A 20,558-nucleotide genomic window follows, 5' to 3' on the forward strand; every position below is an offset into this window, starting at 1 on the left:
GCCAGTGCGCCCACTTTTTCCACGTATCCGCCACTCGTCCTGAGCCAGAGGAGGTCGTCATGGTTGCGTTGTCCCGTCCCATTGATGTCCAGCGCATACGCACATTGCTTGCGGGCAATCACGTGCATTTTGATGACTGGGAAAACAACCAACTCGTCGTTCCCACCCCGAACGCGATTTACCTGTGGGATGCGACGTATCCGAATGTGCTGATCATGCGGGGCATCTGGCGAGGCATCGCACGCAACGACGCTCAGTTCTACGCACTCGAATGTGAAATCGAAGCCTGCAACTCGATGCGCACAGCGCCCAAGGCTTACCTGGCGCCCCTGGAAGATCAGACGAGTTTCGGCCTCCACACCGAATGCGCCATCCTCACGTCAGCAGGTCTGACCGACCAGCAGCTCTCCACGTTCTACGAAACCTCGATGGCGATGACCATGTCGTTCTTCCACGATCTGGAGGCAACACTGCCCGAATTCATCACATGGGAACGCGAGGAGGAGGCACAATGAACACGTCGCTGCATTCAGTGCCTGATTCAGCGGATTCCGCGCGCCCCACACCGGTCAGCCTGGATCGCGTCATCAGCTGCGCCCACGCGTTGACATACGAGCTGGGTGTCCTCGTCAAAGATCAGGCAGCCGGAGTAGTGATCGAGGAGGTTCCTTTCCTCTTCTCCTTCGATGCGAGCGAGCGCTTCCTGTGTGTTCGCGCAGTGTGGGATACCGATGCGCAGCCTGGTCGGTGCAAGAAGCAGCTCTTTGCCGCATCCGACTGGTGGAATCGTGAGAAGTTCATTCCCACCGTCTACACGATGAACAGCCCCGATCACCACGTCCAGGTGTGCGCTGACTTTACCGTTGACACGCAGTGCGGCCTCACGGACGCTCAATTGTCCGACAACCTCGCAGCAGGGGTGAGCGCCGGCCTCGAAGCCATCGCCTACATGCGTCAAGCGTTCACCCATACGTCGTGTCCCAATGGCTGATGTCGCAGGTGCCGGTTCGACGAGGGCGCCCTCGTCCCTGAGCGCGGGCATCGACGACCTTCTTGCGATGCTAGAGCGCATTGGTGCGCGTGACGATCGGCTGGTCCACGTTCACAGCATTCCTGCACGACCGGCACGCACCGCACCGTGGCCTGGGTGGATCAACCCCTCCGTCACACACGCGGGCGCTGACCTGGGTATCGAGCACGTGTGGGAGCACCAGCGGCGCGCACTGGACGCCGTGCACGCCGGGCAGGACACAGTTGTTGCCACCGGGACTGGCTCCGGGAAGTCTTTGGTCGCATGGGTGCCGATTCTGTCCGATCTGGCCGACCACGCCGCATCCGACAGGCCGGCGCGTATCTCCGAAGTGCACCACCGGCCCACACTGTTGTACCTGTCCCCCACGAAGGCGCTTGCCGCCGACCAGTTGAGCGCACTGCACACGTGGATCAACACGGCGCAGGGCACGCAGTGGGGAGTGCGCGTGAGTACGGCGGATGGTGATACACCACGCGAGGCGAAGGACTGGGCGCGCGCTCATGCCGACATCGTCTTGACCAATCCTGATTACCTGCATTTTGTCATGCTGCCTGGTCATCAGCGGTGGACACGACTGCTGGCTTCCCTGCGTTACATCGTCATCGATGAGCTGCACTACTGGCGCGGCATGACTGGCTCCCACATTGCCCTGGTCATTCGCCGCCTGCTGCGTATTGCCCGCCACCTGGGTGCGAACCCCACCGTCATCATGTTGTCCGCCACTGTGCGTGACCCTCACGATGTCGCCCGTCAGATGACGGGGCGTGAGGACATCTGCGCCATTACCGAGGACGGCTCACCTGCCGGTGAGCATCAGCTCATACTGTGGCAGCCTGCGTTGCGCCCCGACCCGGACGATATCCCCATTGACGCATTCCTGGACGCGCTGGCTGACAATGAGCCGGTCGTGCTGGAGAAGGCACCGTCCACGTGGCGTATCAGCGCCACGTCCGAGGCTGCCTCGCTCATCGCTGCTTTGGTGGAGCGTGGCGCTCGTCTCCTGGCATTCGTGCGCTCACGCGTGGGAGCTGAAACCCTGGCGGCGCATGTGCGCGACATACTGTCTGCCTCATTGTCTCCGCTGGTTGGGTCCGTTGCCTCCTACCGGGGCGGATATCTGCCTGAAGAGCGCCGAGCATTGGAACGTTCTTTGCGGTCTGGGCAGCTGAGGGCGGTCGCCACGACAAATGCACTGGAACTGGGCATGGACGTGTCCGGACTGGACGCGACCATTACCGTCGGCTGGCCGGGTACGCGCGCATCCTTGTGGCAGCAGGTGGGCCGTGCCGGTCGGGCCGGAGCGCGCGGCCTTTCGATCCTCATCGCCAGCGACAATCCGCTCGACTCCTACATCATCCATCACCCCGACGAACTCACCCGGGAGGTTGAAGCCGCGGTCATTGATCCGCTCAATCCGTGGGTCCTGGCGCCTCACCTGTGTGCCGCCGCTCAGGAGCTGCCGCTGACCGCTGACGATGCCGCTTGCTTCGGTCTGCCTGACGGTGACACCTCTATGTTCGATGACCTGGCTGATCAGGGGCTTTTGGTGCGCCGCCCGGCAGGGTGGTACTGGGATGTCACGCGCGGCGACCGCGCAGCTGATCTGACCGATTTACGAGGGGGCGGCGGCGAAGTCCAGATCATCGATCAGGCCACCGGCACCGTCATCGGCACAGTCGACGAGGGATCCGCCGACGCTCAGGTTTTTCCAGATGCCATCTACCTGCATCAAGGGCGCACCTATCACGTACTGAGCCTGGCACCGCTGTCACCTGGTGACGGCGGACGGGTCGCCCTCGTCGAACCTGTCTCAACGCAGCTGCGCACCCGCGCGAAACAACACGTTGCTGTCTCCATCGTAAGTACATCCCAGGAGTGGCACAGTGCAGATGGCGCGGTCACGTGGCACACCGGCGAGGTTGACGTCACCACTAGAGTCACTGACTACGACCTGCTTCGACTTCCGGGCCTGGAATTCATCCGTAACCGCGAGCTGTCGTTGCCGTCCCACACGCTGGAGACTGTAGGCGTGTGGTTCACTCTGGCTCCCGGTGCACTGCGCAGCATTGGCCTGACGCAAGCTGAACTGCCGGGCGCTTTGCATGGCGCTGAGCACGCGATGATTGCACTGCTACCGCTGCTGGCGACCTGTGACCGCTGGGACTTGGGCGGGCTGTCGACCGCGCTGCACGAGGACACTGACGCGCCTACCGTCTTTGTGTTCGATGCCTATCGCGGCGGTGCTGGCTATGCGATGTACGGGTGTGCGCACGCTGCGCGGTGGGTGCAGGCAACTGTGACGCGCCTGCAGGAGTGTCTGTGTTCGGACGGGTGCCCATCGTGCGTGCAATCTCCCAAGTGCGGCAACGGCAACGAGCCGCTGTCGAAGGCCGGCGCGATCGCGGTGCTGGAGTTCCTGGCCAGTCACTGCCCGCCGGAGGAGGCGGCGCCCTCGGATTCGCCCACACCGTCTGCTTCTCCCGAAGCTTTGTCTTCCTGCCCCGCGACCGTCAGATCCTGAGTCGAGGACCTCACCACAGGACCAAAATTCACAGGGATTTTTAAGGTTCGCTCAAAGCTATTCCAAGGTAGGGCCCGTAGTGTTGACACCATCGAGCCAACGAGGTTCTATAGCGACTGTTTTAAGGGAGCTGTTTCTCGATTAGACTCGCACTGTGTTGATGGGATGCCTGAGGGGCCGGTCTGCTGACCGGCCCCTCAGTGCGTCTACACATCGCGTCTGCTTACCTCCAACACCTCAGCCTTGCAGATACGTCACTACCGGCGCACCTTTTGCCGCGCGAGAGGTCTCGACATGTACTGTGGGTAGGTGCATCTTCTTCTGGGAATCTCATTCGCCAGCGACATCAGCCTCGACCCGGTGTCCGTGCGCGAAGCTGCAGGTGTCGAACGCACAGGCGACCTGCGGGATCGCCACGTCCGCGAATTCTCCCGCGTCATTGATCCCACTCGCCCTGACAATATCCGCGAACTGCAGGTCACGCTGCGTGACTCGGTACGAAAACGCGAACGGCTCTGGCTTTTGATGATGACGCCCACCGATCGCGCGCACTGGGAACAGTGGCTGGCCCCCGACCTGCTCCACGAGCTCGGACCCGTGCAGACCTACGAGGGGCAGCAATGCCAGCCCATCGGCGTAGCCCCGCGTCTGTTAATCCCATTCCTTCTGGAACGAGGCAGACCTGAGGACCTGGCGTTCCTTCACCATGCCCTCACCGGCCTGGATGCACTTTTAGTTTCAGCTTCCACTTACCGCGGCCTCACGCAGGCAGGTATCCGCCTACAACACCGTTTCATGGTCACGCGAATACTGACGAATCCGAAGTTCCTGGCTTACGCGGTTGTGCTGATCTACTCGGCGCTGCGCGTGTTGCCCGTGTCGTATGTGCGCGAATTCCACGGCTCGCTTCTGTTGTTGTGGCTCATCGACCTGACGACGGCGATTCCCTACACGTGGGGCGTGCTCACGATGGTGACGGCCGCGCATTTCCTCAAACGCATGGCAGGACTGGCCGTCACCGTCATTACCTTCGTCGCACCCTATGTGTACTTCGGGCTCAACGGCAGAAACTACCCGGGATACGTCATCGTGATCATCGCACTACTGATTGCCTCTGCCTTCGTGCTCGAAGGTTTCAAGTACTGGCTGGACCGGCGTGCCAATCGCCAGCTCTCCAGCATCGAGCCTGATTAGGACACGTGGCGTTTGGAGGGGCGCCCTCGTACGGTACGTTCTGCGCTGACGACCATCAGCCACACGCCAGCCACGAGCCACACGATCATGAGCCACAGCGGGCGAGCCGGGTACAACGCCACCATCACCGCAGTTGTCACGACCCACAAGGCGGCGGCCGTGGCGTTGAAGATGCGCAGATGAGTGACTCTGAAGGGGTGGATCCACTTGAACGGAATGAGGGCCAACACGGAGAAAATCACGACGATCAGCCAGTTGAACCACGAGGGCGTCGCGAACAACCACATGATAATAGCGACGACGTTCCACGCTGCCGGGAACCCTACAAAATACCAGTCCGAGGACTTCATCTTCGTGTTGGCGTAACAGAACATGGATGAGCCGAGGACCAGTGCTGCAGCAAGGATTGGCCATTTGCCCGGCCCAAGCGGAATGTAAAGGAACATGAACACCGCTGGAATGAATGTCCACGTCAGATAGTCCACGACGTTATCCATCATCACACCGGAGAACCACGGGACCACTTTCGTCACGTCAGCCGCGCGTGACATTGGCCCGTCAACAGCGTCCACAATCAGCGCAATTCCCAGCCACAGCCACATCATCTTGATGTGGCCCGAGCGCAGTGAGTCGACTGCCAGCAGTGCCCAGAGCAGACCGCTCATGGTGAAAGCATGGATGCACCATACGGTCACTCGTCGTTCAATGGACCACTGTGTCTCGTTCACCGCGTGAGTGTCTGCGCTCATGTTTCCCTCGATTGTTGCCTACAACGATGCTGAACGAGACAATACACGAAAAAACTGCTCATTCCGGCGATCGTTGGGCACATCACCTGCGATGGAGCCAGATGATCGGCTCCGGTTACCTGCGCGGCGCGTTCAGCTCCACGTCACGGTGTCGAGGGCGGACACGAGTTCGTGCGGCAGCGCCTCGTTCTGCGCACTTCGAAGGGTCATCACCCACATGCCATCAGGTCGAGCCACGTACACAATCATGGTCTCAACAGCACCCTCATCCTCATCCGCAACGAAAGTCAGTCCCGTGGCCTGACAGCCGTCGATACTCCGATCAGGCAATGCCTCAGTGTTGGACACGCGAGAGTTCTCCTGAGCGAGTTTGATTCTGTCTTCTCGCATGTCAGCAGGATCTGGAATCAGTTCCATCGGATCAGAGCGAGGTTCTTTTGTATCGATGTCGCCCCAGTCGAAAATGTGGTAGCGCACAACTTCGGCCGTTGCGTTTGAAGCCGGATCAGTGGACGCTTCAATCCGATAATCCACTGTCGGATTATCCGGAGTTTCACGGATGACCCACCCGCTGGGCAAGTCAATATTCATGGTGCTGACCTCCTTGGATTGGTCATCATCGGAAGATTGCATGCACTGCGTCGAATCCGACATGGATGATTCCGACTGTCCCGACGTGACGGCGCATCCGTTCAAGTGCCCCAGTGAAACAAGTCCAATGGTGACCAGTGCATACCGCCACAGTCTCCTCATCTTTCAACAGCCTTCCATGCGATTCAATGAGTCCTTAGTTCCCGCCTTGCGCGTTCTTTTCATTTTGCTGAGTGTCATTGAACACCGAATTGACTTCGTGCTCAATATTCGCAGTATTCTCATTATTGTTGATGAAATTCTGGAAAGCCGAGCGTTGTTCCGGTGAAAGATCCTCATAGTCTTTCAACGTCCCATCAGAATTGTAATAGTCGTCCAAACCGGCACCAGAGCGAGTGCTCAAAAAGCTCCCATCAGGCTGTTTGCCCATAACTGGCGCGCCCATGACTTCCGAATCGGCATAACGTGAGTACAACGACTGAGCCATCAAAGTACGCGCAACTTCCTGATCATTAATGCGTGAAGCCTGCGCCAGTTCAGCGTGATTGGTCGGCAGAAATTGGTCAAGAGCCATGTCAGTTCCGGCACCGAGTGCCTGACCCGCGATAAACTGCGTGACTTTACCGGCGCCAGGAATCTTGCCTGGCAGTCCTGCTGCACCAAGGCCGCCCTCAGCGAGCTCTCGCCAGCGTTTGTTGGTTTCGTCAAGCCATTCGGCATGAGCCCCGTCTGCGGCTCCGTGCGCACCGAACAATTGATTGAAACCGGGCGCCCATTTTTGAGCAATGTTTTGTACGCCTGCTGTTGTCGGCGACGAACCATCGACGTCTTCCTGGAACTTCTCAATTGCCGAAAGTCGCAGATTATCAATTGCGGGTCCGCGTCCACCGATGTACGAACCGTCATCCATTTTCACCGGATGATCAAATGCCAAATCAGTCAGCAGGCTCTTCTCACCCAGAAGCGATTTCCTGAGACCTTTAGAGAACGCAAACGATGCCCGATCATCATTCAGACCCATTTCCGCTACGGTGTTTTCAGCACTCGACCCAGAACCGATTTCGGACAGAAGATTATCAACTCGAGGCGCAAGCGCGACGCCAGCCCAGCTTCTCAGTTGACTGTTCATCATGCCGAAGCGATTTTCGCCTTGTGATTCTCCAAAGTCTTTCAGGCCATCTTGATACCCCTGAACAAAATCCATGGTGATTTGCGCAGATTTCTTCTCACGATCCGCCCATTCTGCATACGCTGGATCGGCGGGAGAGACGTCAGGCTTGTCAACAAGCATCGTATTTTGCGCAATGACCTCACCAAATGCATCTCCCTGATCAGTCCATCCACTGAAGATATCAGTAATAGCGCGGTGCCCTGTCAGGTACTCCGTCATCGACATCGTCCCGCCGTCAACATCAAAATCAGTGTTACTGGCAAGCAGGTTACGCACACCATCTGCGCGGTCAGTTTCTGCGGCAGACAAAGAATCCGGTGTCCCATCGGCAAAGGAGTCGGGCATATCCATCAATTTCATCATGGAGGTGACAGGATCAAGTGTCCAGCCGTAGGCACCGTAGCTGCCTCCAGGCATTTGCGAGCCATTCCATGAAGAGTACGGGAAGGCGTTTTGTCGCAATTCAGGATGCTCATTATCCCAGGTGATAATGTCGCGAGCTATCGAGTCTTTCCCGTTGTAATCTTCAACGAATCCTCCGCCAAGTGAAATGTTTTCATTTTCTGACGCTACGCCGAGCATATGCCCAACATATTCATAGCCATAATGAGTTCCAGTCATCCCCGCGAAATTGGGGTCTACAGGTTCTCCGAAAGAGTCGACAAGCGTGCGGCCATACTCCTTCAAGCCATCCAGATTATGCTCCTGAACAGCGGAATAATGCTGTCCATCAGATGCCATCAGGCCGTCTTGCACCACGTTGAAACTGTTCTGGGCACTCTGGTATGCAGGATCACCATTCATTCCCCCAGTTGACAGGGCCATGGCTGTTCCCAGCGAACGCGTCACATTTTCGATTGCTTTATCGAAATCGGTGTCAATTTCATGAGTCCCTGGATCAACAATCTGTCCCTTGAGATCCCCCATCCTCGCCACAAATCGGGCCATATCCTCAGGAGGTACCCGTTCGGCAAGCGCATTGGCAAAGAACGGGTTATCCAGATCATCAGCATATTTCTTATTGAATTCCTTGATGTTTTCAATGAGATCCGGGGAAGACATATCAAGAAGATCAGCAGCGTCGTCCGCTATGCCCTGACAGTATTCCCATTCGGCCTGGCCATCTACCAGCGGCATGTCGTCGAATAGGCTCTTTCCTATCGAGTCTCGCCCACCCTTGCGATCAGCAGCCGATACGATTGAATTGATTGATCCGGTTAAAGCGGACGCAGTAGCTGACGCCTCACTATCCAGTCTTTCCATCTCATTTTTATAAGATTCTCTCAGACGAGTCTGCTGAATATCTTTTGACTCAATGATCTCTCCATGGCTCCGGCTGTACTCAAGACGATCCATCGGATTGTTTGTGTTTTGTCGGGCGTCTCTGTCGGCATTGAGCGCGTTGATTCTCTGCGTAGCTTCTGCTTCAGCGTCATCCCATTCCTGCTGCCACCGCTCAACCTTGCGGATGGCTTCGCCTACAGTGTGAGCCCAGTCCCGTAGTGAATTCACAGGCTTTGAAAATGATTTAGCCAATGTGGAGACGTGTTTCGACAGTGATTGAGCTTCCGAACAGTACTTTTGAGCAGCCTGGCCTTCCCAGCCCGGCACCTGATCTGCTCCAGATGCGATTTGGGTGTTCGCGATACGTTTACTCACCATCTCGAAATCGTCGGCATACGCGTTCGCGCCTGCCTGGATATCAGGCGGGGTGGGCAGTTCGTCAGCACCAGCCATAGTCAGCCTCCCAACCTCTCACTCAGCACTGCGATACCTTCACGGACATCTCGTATGAAGAGATTCTCATTCGCTGCTTCAGTTTTGTCATAGTTGGCAATTGCTTTTTCCTGACCTGATCCCAGAACAGCGCAGGCATCCGAAAACTCAAAGATCACGTCCTTCATGCCATCGCGATAGTTCCTCACTGCATCACGCAGGGATTGAACACCTTCGTTCGGGCCTTCTGGCAGATTCTTCGCAATTCCCACTATGGAAATCTGTCTGGCAACAGCACCGATTCTCCCGAATTCTTCAGAATCGGTCCAATCTTTCTTCGCGCTCACACCAACGGCAGCGCGATCGAATTCCAAGTCAGCCATCGAACTGTCAATCTCTCGTCTCGGAGGAACTCAGGCGTTACTACATTAAATGGAGAATTGACTGTCAGTCAATAGTTCTGACTATTTTCTTTTCATGTTCCTCACCGATCATGAAAAGGAAAGGTTACAAGGCACAGATGAAGGCCCGAGACAGCCGCAACGATAGGGAACTACGCCAGTTCCTCGCGGTAGGGGTCCGCCGGGTAGCAGCCCATGACTTTCATGTCCGCGACGTAGAAGTGCAATTCATCGAGGGCACGCTTGACGTTTGGATCCTCCATGTGCCCATCGAGGTCGACATAAAACTGCGTGGCGCAGAAAGAGCCCCCCAGCTGGTAGCTTTCCAGCTTTGTCATGTTCACCGAGTTCGTCGCGAATCCGCCCAGGCATTTGTACAGCGCGGCAGGCACGTTCTTGGTGCGAAACAGAACCGTTGTGATGGCTGGCCGTGTCTGGCTCACCTCTGGCTTGGGCGACAGGACAAGGAATCGCGTCGCATTGTTGTCGTTGTCTTCGACATGGCTTTGCAGCACCGCCAGATCGAATTTGTCTGCAATTCCCGAGGGAGCCAATGCCGCTACGGATCGGTTCCCCATCATCGCAACTTCACGCGCAGCCCCTGCCGTATCGGCACTGATGTGGCGCGTCCACTTCCAGTTGGCAAACAGTTTCGTACACTGGCCGAATGCGTGGACGTGGGAGCGCACGGAGCGGATCGACTCCAGTGTCGCACCCTGGGGTGCCACCAGATCGAAGTGGATCGGCAGAAACAGTTCACGGGTGATGTACAGGCCAGAGTTGGGCAGCAGCTGGTGCGGGTCTGCGACGCGACCGGCCGAGGAGTTTTCCACCGGTATTACTGCTACATCAGCTGCCTGGTCGTGCACCGCATCGAAAGCGGCGGTAAACGTCTCGCAGGGCGCAATCGTTGCGTCCGGAAAGAGTTGGAGAGCACCCACTTCGGAATTCGATCCGGCCTCTCCCTGTATCGCAACTGTCATCCCGCGTGTCATGAAAATTAGGCTATCAGGGCGGCAGCGTTCTTCTCACATCGTGTGAGCAGGATCTACAGAAGCGATTATGGGTCGCCCTCGTCCATCACAATGAACGAGGGCGACCCATGACGCGCGACGATGCTACTCGTCAATCGACGGCGCGTGCTCCAGGAGGTATTCTTCAGCCTGCTTGTTCCACAGACCGTTGTTCGCCTTGCACAGGCGATCCAGCTCCGCATAGAACGGATCCGTCTTGCCGCGCTCAGCGAAGTCGTCAATTGCGACCAGATCCAGCCTCTTGTGGGTGTAGATCAGCTTCTTGCCACCGGGAATGTTCGGCAGATTCAGCGTCGTTTCCTCGACCACGTTCAGACCACCGATGTGGGTGACCAGGACGGCCGGGTTCAGCTTGCCTGATTCAAACATATCGATCGCATCAGCGACGTCCTCGTACGTGCCACCGGTTGTGGCCACGTAGTGGTGACCTGAGTAGTGGATATCGTAGAAGTTGATCGTCGCCTCAAAATCGTTACGCGGCGGACCGGCGAAGAAGTTCATGCAGCCTTCGCGAGCCAGCAGCTTCGAGCCGAGCTCCACGACCGGACGCACCGGAGCGAACACGAAGACGTCATCAAACAGTTCGCCCTCGTTGATCTTTGTCAGCTCCGCGACCGGATCCTCCATGTCGCCGGTGTTGACGTAGTGAAGCTCGATGCCGTTCTTCTTCGCATCTTCAACGGTCAGCAGCGCGGCTGCACGATCGAGGCGATCCTGTGCAATGTCGGTGACGACGATACGGCGCGGCTTGCGCTCCTGATGCAGTGCCACGTCCAGGCCGGCCAGTCCCATCGGGCCGACGGATGCGAGCATGGCCAGTGTGCCGCCCTCGCGAATACCCATGTAGTGCGTGTAGTCGTTCGGCTTCATGTGGTACTGCGCCTTGAATGCGCCGATGACGCACGAGTACGGCTCGGTCAGGGAGCCGGTGAAGAAGCTGTCTTCCTTGTATTCGAACAGGCAGTTGGACTCCATGACCTCGCTGGGGATCACGACGTAGGTCGCGTCGCCGCCGATGTACTGGTAGGAGTATCCCGGTGCCCACAGCGTTCCCTTGTAGTTCAGGGCGGGCTGGATGGCGAACTTCATGCCGGGTGTGAACTGGTCAGCCCACTTGGAGCCGACCTTCTTGATCGTTCCGCAGAATTCGTGCCCGACCATTGTCGGGGTTTCCGCCAGCGATCCGCGCACGCGTTTGTGCGCCTCGCCCTGGTGTGCGAGCTTGTTGGTGGACATGCAGATCGAGTCTGACGTGACTTCAGCGAGGATTTCGTCCTCACCGATTTCAGGCAGGTCGAACGTTTCCAGGCGGAGGTCCTCCACTCCGTGGATACGCACTGCAGTTGTTGTCTGAGTGGACATTGAAATGTGTTCCTTTCGGCCTGTGGCCCTGTTAATTCATCATGACCTGACCGCCGGTGACGGGCACCGCCTGGCCAGTTTCATAGGCTTGCTCAACGATGTAGTAGATGGCGCGCAAAACGTCGATGCCCTGTGCGCCGCGGTGCATCGGCACCTTCGCTTCGTAGTATTCCTTCACATCGGCAACGGTCTTTGCGCCTGGTACCTTCCCTGAGTTGAGGTACTGGACGAACAGTCCGCGATCAGGGTCTGACCACAGTGGTCCGTCGAGGAAGTTGCCCGGGCACACAGCGTTGACTTTGATGCCGTGGGCGACCAGTTCGAGGGCGAAGGACTGCACCAGTCCGAGGCCACCGAACTTCGACCCGGCATAGGCGGCGTTCTTGTTGGATCCTTCCAGGCCGGACTTGGAGTTGACCTGGATGATGTCAGTCAGCCACTGGGGTGCAGCCTTGTGCTGGCGGGCCAGAAGATTGCCGCACGCCTGAGTGACCAGGAAGAACGCAATGTAGTTGATGTTCGTGGACAGGCGGAATGCGGACGGGTCCTGCGTCAGGACGCTTCCAGCGCGCACGATTCCGGCGTTGGAGACCACCAGGTCAAGCCCGCCGGCCACGCGCTCAATTTCCTCAGCCATCGCTGCCACTGATTCCTCGTTGGACACGTCTACCGTGATCGGCCATGCGTGTTCGCCAAGTTCTTCGGCCTTGGCGCGGGCGCCTTCTTCGTTGAGGTCAGCAATGAAAACGAAGCAGCCCTGGTCGATCAGGCCGCGTGCGATTTCAGCACCGAAGCCCTGCGCACCGCCCGTTACGACGGCAATCCTGCCGGAGATCTCGCGTTCACCGCGTTTACCTGTTTCGGTGACCTCGAAGATGTCGTCTCCGCATCTGACGGTGACCGGTAGGTTCACGCCGCCCAGAAGCTCGTTCACCTCCGAGTCATTCATCTGGATCAGGCTGTCTTCGTCTGCAGGCAGCGTGATCGTTGCTTCCTTGTCGCTGCGGCTGACCAGAACCGGTCGACCTAGTGCGCGCAGAAACACTCCGCGCACGATAGGTGCAACGCTCATCTTTCATTCCTCCACATCACTTGGGTCTTGGGTAAGTCTGTGATCACGCCGTCAGGCGTGAAGCTATGTCCTCGGCGGGCGTCCCGTCGGCGTATTCGCGGCCAAGCGGCGCGTATTGTTCGATGCGGGCCACCAGGTCCTGCGGGCTCAGTCGACCTGATCCCAGCAGGTGCAGCTGCGGGTCCACACTGGTGAGTGCTTCGTGCGCCACGAGTGCCCAGGTCGCCTGGTTGAGTCCGGCAAATTCCTCTCTGCGCAGCTCAGGGCAGTTGAAGGATTGGCGCGGCTGGTTGATGTCCACACCGGAGATTTCCAGCATGCCATGCTGCGTGGCCAGTTCATGAATCCGGGCAAGCTGCTCATCGGTATTGCGTGGCGGCATGTAGGTCACTGCCCTGAACCCGCGTTCCTCCAAAGCTTCGAACAGCTCATCAAGGAAGGAGTCTTCAAACTTCTCCGCCTTCTTGTCTCCTGTCGGTGAGGCTGACACGTCTCCCAGGTAAGCGTAGGTCGCGATCGCGCCGATCGAATCAGCAAAGGCGACGACCTCGCGGGCGGTCGGGCATTCCTCGTGAGAAGGCTGAATGTAGATCTGCTGCAGGTATTCAGATTTGAGCAGGCCGAGCAGGTCGTACATCAGGTACGGATTGGCCTCGTCTCCCAGTCGATCGACGAGGGGGGCCGGCACCTCCACATTCATGGTCGCCAAGCCGTCAAGCAGAGCCTGTCCCCTGCCGAAACCGTTGATCAGTGCGCGCGCCATCGCTGCAAGCAAGTGGCGTTCCGTGATTCCGCCGCCGTTGGCATATTGGGAGTGATCCACCATGTCGCGCTGTGGATCGAAGGGAGTCAGATTCAGGCCGGCCAAAATCTTGTTGGCACGTTCGGCCATTTCGAGGGTGCGCTGCAGGCGTGCCACTCGCTTGGGTGCAAGCCACTGATCGGCCTTTTCACGGGACGGCGCCGGAACTCCCTGGACGGTCAGGTAGGCCATACCCGCTGAATCGGGGTTGTTGAGTTTGCGCGATGCAAACGGGCCGTCGGGCGTATCGTCGAAGAACGCGCGGATTTCAAAGCCGGTCACCGAACCCATCGACAGGATACGGCAAGCCTCGCTCATTTCCGGGGCGGCAGCGATCGAGTCGTGGTCAACGGACCCAACAACCCGCAGCCCTGCCTGCCTGGCTCGCAGTGCAGCATGGGTCGGTGTGTACGGGCTGAAGGAGTAGCACGTGTGGATGTGGTTGTTGGATTCTGGCGCCCACGCAGGGAACGTGAAGTGTGCGGCGCCCTCACGCAAAGCATCGAGGCGTTCACTCTGAGAGAGGCTGACATCGTTAGTAACTGGAACGCTCATATTTCCTCTGCTGGGTTCGTTGTCGGCCAGGTGCTCACGGCATCGCTCAGTGAGCACCGTGGCCGTTGGATATGTTGTGGCTGCGGGTGGGATACGGCGGTGAGGCGGCAGCAGCCTTTTTGCCGTCTCACCGCATGTCTCAGATTCCGAGGCGGTTACGACGTGCCAGTTCACCCTCAGTCTGGTTGGTGGTGGGGGTGTGTCCCGGCAGTGGAACAATGCGCTCGTGAATGGCATCGATCATCCATTCAGGCTGCGGGAAGAAGGTCTTTTCCAGCTCAGCAGCCGGGATCACGGTGTTGCGCGATCCCACGATGGTCACCGGTGCGTCAAGTGCGTCGAAGGCCAGTGACTGCACGTTCTGTGCGACGTCCTGCAGCACCGAGCCGCGTTCACACGCGTCCGAGCTCAGCAGCAGGCGGCCTGTCTTCTTCACTGATTCGATCAGCTTGTCGTAGTTCAGCGGGCAGACGAAGCGCAGGTCGATGACCTCAGCGGACATGCCGTACTTTTCTTCCAGAATGTCGGCTGCTTCAAGCGCACGGTAGAGCGTTGCGCCCAGGGTTGCAATGGTGATGTCCTTGCCTTCGCGGCGGACGGCGGGCTCACCTTCAGGTGTTTCGTAGTAGCCCTCGGGCACGCCCCCCTCTTCGAAGTCTTCGCCCTTGTCGTACAGCTGCTGGGATTCGAAGAAGACCACGGGATCCGTGCCGTGCAGCGCCAGATTCAACATGCCCTTTGCGTCGGTTGGCGTGGCCGGGAAGTATACCTTCAGGCCAGGGATGTGAGCGGTCAGAGCTGTCCAGTCCTGTGAGTGCTGCGCACCGTACTTGTTGCCGACAGACACGCGCAGCACCAGTGGCATCTTGATCAGGCCCGCGGCCATTGCCTGCCACTTGGCCATCTGGTTGAACACTTCGTCACCGGAGCGGCCCAGGAAGTCGCAGTACATGAGTTCTGCAACAGCGCGGCCACCACAGATCGCGTACCCAACACCGGCACCGACAATCGCTGCTTCGGAAATCGGCGAGTTGAACAGGCGACGGTACGGCAGTGCTTCGGTCAGGCCACGGTAGACGGCGAATGCGCCACCCCAGTCGCGGTTCTCTTCGCCCCATGCCGCCATCGTCGGATCGACGGAGAAGCGATGAATCATGGCTTCGAACAGGGCGTCACGGAACTGGAACATCTTCATCTTCGAGACGGGCTTGCCGTTCTCGTCGCGCGAAGAGCGGATCTTCTTGGACAAAGCCTTGATACGCGGGTTGTCCTCGAGGGTGATTTCAGATTCGCCCTCCTCCATTGCCTCGGTGGGCGTGTTGGAGAACATGGCGTTTTCGACGTACTCGGATCCCACACGCGGACACTTCTCATCGTCGGATGCCAGCACCAGCACCTTGGTGAGCTTCTCGGTGAACTTCGCGGAGAAGTCATCGATGTCGCCTTGGGAGACCAGGCCGTTGGAGATGAGCAGCTCAGAGTATGTCTTGATGCAGTCGACTTCCTCCCACAGATCCACTTCAGCCTTGTCGCGATAGCTGGAGGCGTCGGACGGGGAGTGGCCTGAGAAGCGGTAGGTCAGGGTGTCCATGAGGACAGGTCCGCGACCTTCTTCCAGGATCTTCTTCTTGCGCGTGACGGCATCTGCAACGGCCAGCGGGTTAATGCCGTCGACGCGTTCGGCGTGCATGGCTTCGGGGTTGACACCTGCGCCAACGCGGGCCAAAACGTCGTATCCCATTGTTTCGCCGGAGGTCTGGCCGCCCATTCCGTAGAAGTTGTTGAAGAAGTTGTACATGATCGGCGGGTTGCCGCCGTCTTCTTCGCGCCACAGCGTGCGGTACTGATCCATCGATGCCAGCTGGATGGCTTCCCATACCGGGCCACAGCCCAAGGCTGCGTCACCGACGTTGGCCACCACGATGCCGGGCTTGCGGTTAATGCGCTTGTAGAGCGCTGCGCCCGTAGCAATGGGTGCCGAGCCGCCAACAATGGCGTTGTTCGGCATGGAACCGAAAGGCTGGAAGAAGGCGTGCATCGAGCCGCCCATGCCGCGGTTGAAGCCTGCCTTACGGGCGAAGATCTCCGCCAGCGTGCCGAACAGGATGAAGTTTTCGGACAGCTCACGCAGGTTCTCGTACCCGATTTCTTCGGCCAGTCCCAGCGTTTCACCGTCGAGGAAGCCCTTCATAACTGCTTCCAGATCAGCGTCCTCGTACTGGCGTGCAGCTGAGAAGGACTTGGACAGGATCTCACCGTGTGAGCGGTGAGAGCCGAAGATGAAATCGTCGGGGGTCAGCACAAAGGACTGGCCGACGTATGCGGCTTCCTGACCGATTCCCAGGTGGGCGGGGCCACGGTGGTTGTATTCCACGCCCTGCCATCCGCCGGTCTTCTTGATGGAATCAAGCATGGATTCAAATGTGCGCACCGCGATCATGTCGTGGAGCATCTGCACCATGCCATCTTTGCCGTATCGGCCGACCTCGGTGTCAAGGTCGAACGTGTATTGGTTGATCGGAATATCTGGAATGGTGATCTTTCCGGACGCGCGGACCTTCGCCGGGTCAACTGTCAGTGACTTCGTCATGTTCTTTCTTTCGCCTACTTCTAATCAGTTACGTCGGTGCGCTCAGGCTTTGACAGCCCAGGCAGCTTCGCGGATGAGTTCAGATACTGTCGGGTGCGGGACGACAAGCTGACGCAGATCGTCCAGTGTCAGTTCGGTTTCGAGGACGGCGCATGCGCCCCAGATCATCTCGGATGCGTATGTGCCCAACACGTGAATGCCGAGGACGTGGTTCGTCTCAGCATCCACAATCACTTTGGCGCTGCCGGGTGCTTTGAAGCCGTTCTCAGCGATGAACCGGCCGGACATCTGGCCAGGCACGGACCCGACCTTAATGGCGCGTCCCTCAGCCTTGGCCTTCGATTCGGTCAGTCCCACACCGGCTGCTTCCGGCAGGCAATACACAGCCCATGGGATCGTGTTCCAGCGCATCACCTGTCCACGCTTGTAGGCCTGGTCATCTAGGATGTTCGCCGCCACGACCTCGCCCATGCGGTATGCAGCGTGCGCCAGCAGGGAACGACCCGTCACATCACCGATGGCCCACACGTTGGGAAGGTTCGTGCGCAGGCGGTCATCAACCGTTATGCCTCGGCGCCCGATGTCAAGTCCGGATTCTTCAGCTCCCCAGCCGCGCGTGGCTGGGCGACGACCCACCGCCATGAGAACCAGGTCGGCCTCCACCGTGTGCTTCTGGCCATCCTTGGAGAAGACGACGTTCGGCCCTTCGACCGCCTCCACCTTGCAGCCGAGGTTGAAGGTGATGGCGGGCATCGCCTTGCGCAGCTGAGCTGCCATGTCGTCATCCATGAAGGGCAGGATCTCGTCCATCATTTCGACGACGGTCACTTCACTGCCCAGGCTGGAGAACAACGAGGCGAACTCCACGCCGATGACACCGCCACCGATGACGGCCAGTCGTTTCGGCACGTCGGAGATAGATAACAGTCCGGTGGAATCCACGACCTTTTCGTTGTCGGCGCTGCCCGGGATGGGCGGCATCGCAGGAACTGAACCGGTCGCGATGATGACGTGTTCAGCGGTGTAGTGCGTGTCATCCACGCGTACCTTGCCGGGGCCTTCGAAGTAGCCACGCCCGTACACGACGGTGCAGCCGGCTTTCTTGACGCTGGCTCCCACGCCTCCGACCAGACCTTTGACGACCTGGCCCTTCCACTTTTGCATCGCTTCCCAGTCATAGGAGGCACCCTCGATCCCCACGCCGTAGGCGCCGGCCTCACTCGCGTGCACGTAGTGCTTCGCGGAGTTCAGCAGGGTCTTGGTGGGGATACATCCCACCGTCAGGCATGTGCCGCCGAGATCTTTCTCCTCGATCAGCAGGACTTTCTTGCCGCCGTTGCCGAGGCGTTCGGCTGCAAGATATCCGCCCGGGCCTCCGCCCAGTACGATGACGTCGAATTTTGTCTCTGTCATGACGCTCATCCCAATACTGTCAGGTCGATGTTTTCGATGGCGTTGACCAGGTCGCGCAGGAATCGCGCTGCGTCAGCACCATCAATCACCTGGTGGTCAGCGGTCAGCGAGAAGCCGATCCTCTTTTCCACCACAACATTTCCGTCATTGTCGAGGGCGGCCCGCGGCGTCACAGCTGCCACGCCCAGGATCGCGACCTGCGGACGGTTGATGATCGGTGTGAAGGTCTCCACGCCGAACGATCCCAGATTCGTCACGGTGAAGGTGCCGCCGTTGAGCAGGTCGGGGCTGATAGTGCCGTCAATCGAATCACCAGCCACCTGCTTGGAGGCAGCGGAGAATTCCTTCAGGTTCATGGCGTTGGCTCCGCGGATCACCGGGACCAGCAGGCCGCGCGGAGTATCGACGGCCACGCCGAGGTGAATGTTCTGGAACTTCGTGTAGGTGCCGTCAGCCAGATGCGCGTTGAATGCCGGGTACTTCGCGATCGTCTTGACGACTGCGTATCCGACCAGGTCACCGATCGTAATGGCATTGACGCCCAGTGATTCGTCGGCCTGCTTGAAACGTTTGCGCATGGCCATGAGCTTGTCGGCCTTCGCGCTGACCGTGTAGGACAGCTGAGCGGTTTCGGCCAGGGACTCCATCATGCGCGTGGCGACAACCTTGCGGATGCCCTTCAACGGTGCCGCTTCGGAGGGGCCAGGGAAGTCGGCGTTGGCACTGATCAATGGCGCGGCGGCTGCCTCGTCGGCTGCCGGGGAAGCCAGGTCGGCGGTCGTGACACGTCCACCCAGTCCGGTTCCAGTCCCGGTTGCGCCCTGGGCGCGAGCCGCGTTGGTGGCAGGGTTCTCGGCAAGATAGGCCTTTACATCGCGTTCGAGCACGCGTCCGTGGGGGCCGGAACCTTCGGACACTGCCGACGGGTCCAGTCCTTCACTGTCGGCCAGTGCGCGGGCGCGAGGCGAAATCGCTCCGCCGGATGCTGCCGTCTGGAACGAGGGCGCCTCAGGCTTTTCTTCTTCAGCGGGTGCTTCCTGTTCGGGAGCACTGGCGGCTTCGTTGGAGTCACCGGAAACACCGGCCTGCGCGAGAACATCCTCGCTGATCTCTTCGCCAGGCTCGCCCAGGATCAGCAAGGGATCCTTGACGGGGACTTCGTCACCGACTTCCCACAGAAGTTTGAGGACTGTGCCGGCATCGGTACTGGGCACGTCCATTGTTGCTTTGTCCGTCTCAATTGAGCACAGCACCTGGTCAACGGCGACCGTGTCGCCAACGGAGACCTCCCACTCGTTGATCAAGCAGGACTCCACTGAGTTACCCAGTTGGGGCATCACCACGATGGTGGCCATGTGTTCCTCCCTTACACCGCGCGAACGCGGGTGTGTTCTTCCAATTCCTTCATCGAGTCCGCCGTGAGGTCATCATCGGTAATGATCCCCGTGACGTCATCAAGTCCCATGAAACTGACAAATCCGCTCTTTCCGTATTTCGACGAATCTGCCAGCAGCCACGTCTCTTCTGCACGCGCCCTCATCAAGGTGGCGACTTCTCCGCCTTCAACCAGCTGCGTTGTCAGACCACGTTCGACTGTGAATCCGTCTGTCCCCAGGAACGCGATGCGTGCATTGAACGAGTTAATTGAGCGTTCCGCCAGCGGTCCGGTCAGCGATTCTGATTCAGCGCGGAACTGGCCACCCGTCAGCGTGATGTTGAGGTGTGGATTCGAGCGAGCGTTGGCGAAAACAAGCACCGAGTTGGTGACAATCTGCACGCCGCGTTTTCCGGCCAGGTGCCGAACGATCATCGCGCAGGTCGTGCCCGCTTCAATCATGATGCGGTCGTTGTCCCTGACCATCGCTGCCGCTGCACGCACGATGCGCTCTTTTTCGTCGACGCGATCCATCTGGCGCAGTCGAATATTGCGGAACGCGGTCGGACGCGCACCTCCATGTGTCCTAACCAGGTAGCCGTCTTCTTCGAGCTGTTTGAGTGTGGATCGGACGGTAACTGGAGAGACATCGAGTTCAACGGCAAGAGCGCTCACAGAGACTTCACCCTCGGCCGCCAGTTGGTCGAGAATGAAGCTGTTACGCTCGTGTTGCGCGCTCGTCATCTCATCGCATCCTTACGTTTCGATTTACCTATGATGAATTTTAGTAAATCAATCGAAAGTATGCAACAGTCAATATGTGAACTTTTCTCCGCCACTTTTCCGCTGAATCACGCCCTTCCAGCCGTCAGATAACGGCTGGAAATCAACGGAAGGCAGAAAATTAAGTCGCCCTCGTTGAAGAAAAATCTTCACGAGGGCGACGAAAGTCCCAGATACTCACCTCAGATCAATCGTC

16 protein-coding genes are annotated in these 20,558 nt (G+C 58.6%); 4 read left to right on the forward strand and 12 right to left on the reverse strand.

Annotation, left to right across the window (positions count from 1 at the left end; all coding sequences use genetic code 11):
* Positions 1-59: 59 nt before the first annotated feature.
* From QP093_RS06860 to QP093_RS06875, 4 genes are all read left to right on the forward strand, one after another.
* On the forward strand, positions 60-515 hold the full coding sequence (locus tag QP093_RS06860) for a hypothetical protein (RefSeq protein WP_058237451.1): 456 nt from the start codon (positions 60-62) through the stop codon (positions 513-515).
* Positions 512-991: a YbjN domain-containing protein gene (locus QP093_RS06865; RefSeq protein WP_070725261.1), complete on the forward strand. Its 480-nt coding sequence runs from the start codon at positions 512-514 to the stop codon at positions 989-991. Before QP093_RS06860 ends, QP093_RS06865 begins: the two co-directional genes overlap by 4 nt.
* Positions 984-3,554, forward strand: a complete 2,571-nt coding sequence (locus QP093_RS06870; RefSeq protein ID WP_350309980.1) for a DEAD/DEAH box helicase — start codon at positions 984-986, stop codon at positions 3,552-3,554. Before QP093_RS06865 ends, QP093_RS06870 begins: the two co-directional genes overlap by 8 nt.
* Positions 3,555-3,863: 309 nt before the next feature.
* The gene (locus QP093_RS06875) at positions 3,864-4,748 is read left to right on the forward strand and encodes a hypothetical protein (RefSeq protein WP_285015874.1); all 885 of its coding nucleotides are present in this window, start codon (positions 3,864-3,866) and stop codon (positions 4,746-4,748) included.
* Here the strand turns inward: QP093_RS06875 and QP093_RS06880 are convergent.
* The 12 genes from QP093_RS06880 to QP093_RS06935 form a co-directional block, all read right to left on the reverse strand.
* Complete coding sequence (locus QP093_RS06880; RefSeq protein WP_285015875.1) at positions 4,745-5,413, reverse strand: CDP-alcohol phosphatidyltransferase family protein; 669 nt, start codon at positions 5,411-5,413, stop codon at positions 4,745-4,747. The genes QP093_RS06875 and QP093_RS06880 overlap by 4 nt on opposite strands.
* Positions 5,414-5,629: 216 nt before the next feature.
* Positions 5,630-6,250, reverse strand: a complete 621-nt coding sequence (locus QP093_RS06885) for a hypothetical protein (RefSeq protein WP_285015877.1) — start codon at positions 6,248-6,250, stop codon at positions 5,630-5,632.
* Between the two features lie 34 nt (positions 6,251-6,284).
* On the reverse strand, positions 6,285-8,996 hold the full coding sequence (locus QP093_RS06890) for a hypothetical protein (RefSeq protein ID WP_285015880.1): 2,712 nt from the start codon (positions 8,994-8,996) through the stop codon (positions 6,285-6,287).
* A 2-nt stretch (positions 8,997-8,998) separates the two neighbouring features.
* On the reverse strand, positions 8,999-9,358 hold the full coding sequence (locus QP093_RS06895) for a hypothetical protein (protein WP_285015882.1): 360 nt from the start codon (positions 9,356-9,358) through the stop codon (positions 8,999-9,001).
* Positions 9,359-9,528: 170 nt separating this feature from the next.
* Positions 9,529-10,371, reverse strand: a complete 843-nt coding sequence (locus tag QP093_RS06900) for a prephenate dehydratase (RefSeq protein ID WP_058237457.1) — start codon at positions 10,369-10,371, stop codon at positions 9,529-9,531.
* Positions 10,372-10,494: 123 nt separating this feature from the next.
* The gene (locus QP093_RS06905) at positions 10,495-11,772 is read right to left on the reverse strand and encodes a zinc-binding dehydrogenase (protein ID WP_058237458.1); all 1,278 of its coding nucleotides are present in this window, start codon (positions 11,770-11,772) and stop codon (positions 10,495-10,497) included.
* Between the two features lie 31 nt (positions 11,773-11,803).
* Positions 11,804-12,844 carry an SDR family NAD(P)-dependent oxidoreductase gene (locus QP093_RS06910; protein ID WP_058237459.1) on the reverse strand — a complete coding sequence of 347 codons (1,041 nt, stop codon included), beginning with the start codon at positions 12,842-12,844 and terminating at the stop codon, positions 11,804-11,806.
* Positions 12,845-12,887: 43 nt separating this feature from the next.
* On the reverse strand, positions 12,888-14,201 hold the full coding sequence (locus QP093_RS06915; protein ID WP_285015885.1) for a PHP domain-containing protein: 1,314 nt from the start codon (positions 14,199-14,201) through the stop codon (positions 12,888-12,890).
* 139 nt (positions 14,202-14,340) lie between these two features.
* Complete coding sequence (locus tag QP093_RS06920) at positions 14,341-16,791, reverse strand: alpha-ketoacid dehydrogenase subunit alpha/beta (RefSeq protein WP_285015887.1); 2,451 nt, start codon at positions 16,789-16,791, stop codon at positions 14,341-14,343.
* Between the two features lie 42 nt (positions 16,792-16,833).
* Complete coding sequence (gene lpdA / locus QP093_RS06925) at positions 16,834-18,204, reverse strand: dihydrolipoyl dehydrogenase (RefSeq protein WP_285015890.1); 1,371 nt, start codon at positions 18,202-18,204, stop codon at positions 16,834-16,836.
* Positions 18,205-18,209: 5 nt separating this feature from the next.
* Positions 18,210-19,559, reverse strand: coding sequence for a dihydrolipoamide acetyltransferase family protein (locus QP093_RS06930; RefSeq protein WP_285015892.1), 1,350 nt, complete (start codon positions 19,557-19,559; stop codon positions 18,210-18,212).
* 11 nt (positions 19,560-19,570) lie between these two features.
* Positions 19,571-20,323 carry a DeoR/GlpR family DNA-binding transcription regulator gene (locus QP093_RS06935; protein ID WP_285015893.1) on the reverse strand — a complete coding sequence of 251 codons (753 nt, stop codon included), beginning with the start codon at positions 20,321-20,323 and terminating at the stop codon, positions 19,571-19,573.
* Positions 20,324-20,558 lie beyond the last annotated feature (235 nt).

Source organism: Pauljensenia sp. UMB10120 (assembly GCF_030212035.1).
Lineage (GTDB): Bacteria > Actinomycetota > Actinomycetes > Actinomycetales > Actinomycetaceae > Pauljensenia > Pauljensenia radingae_A.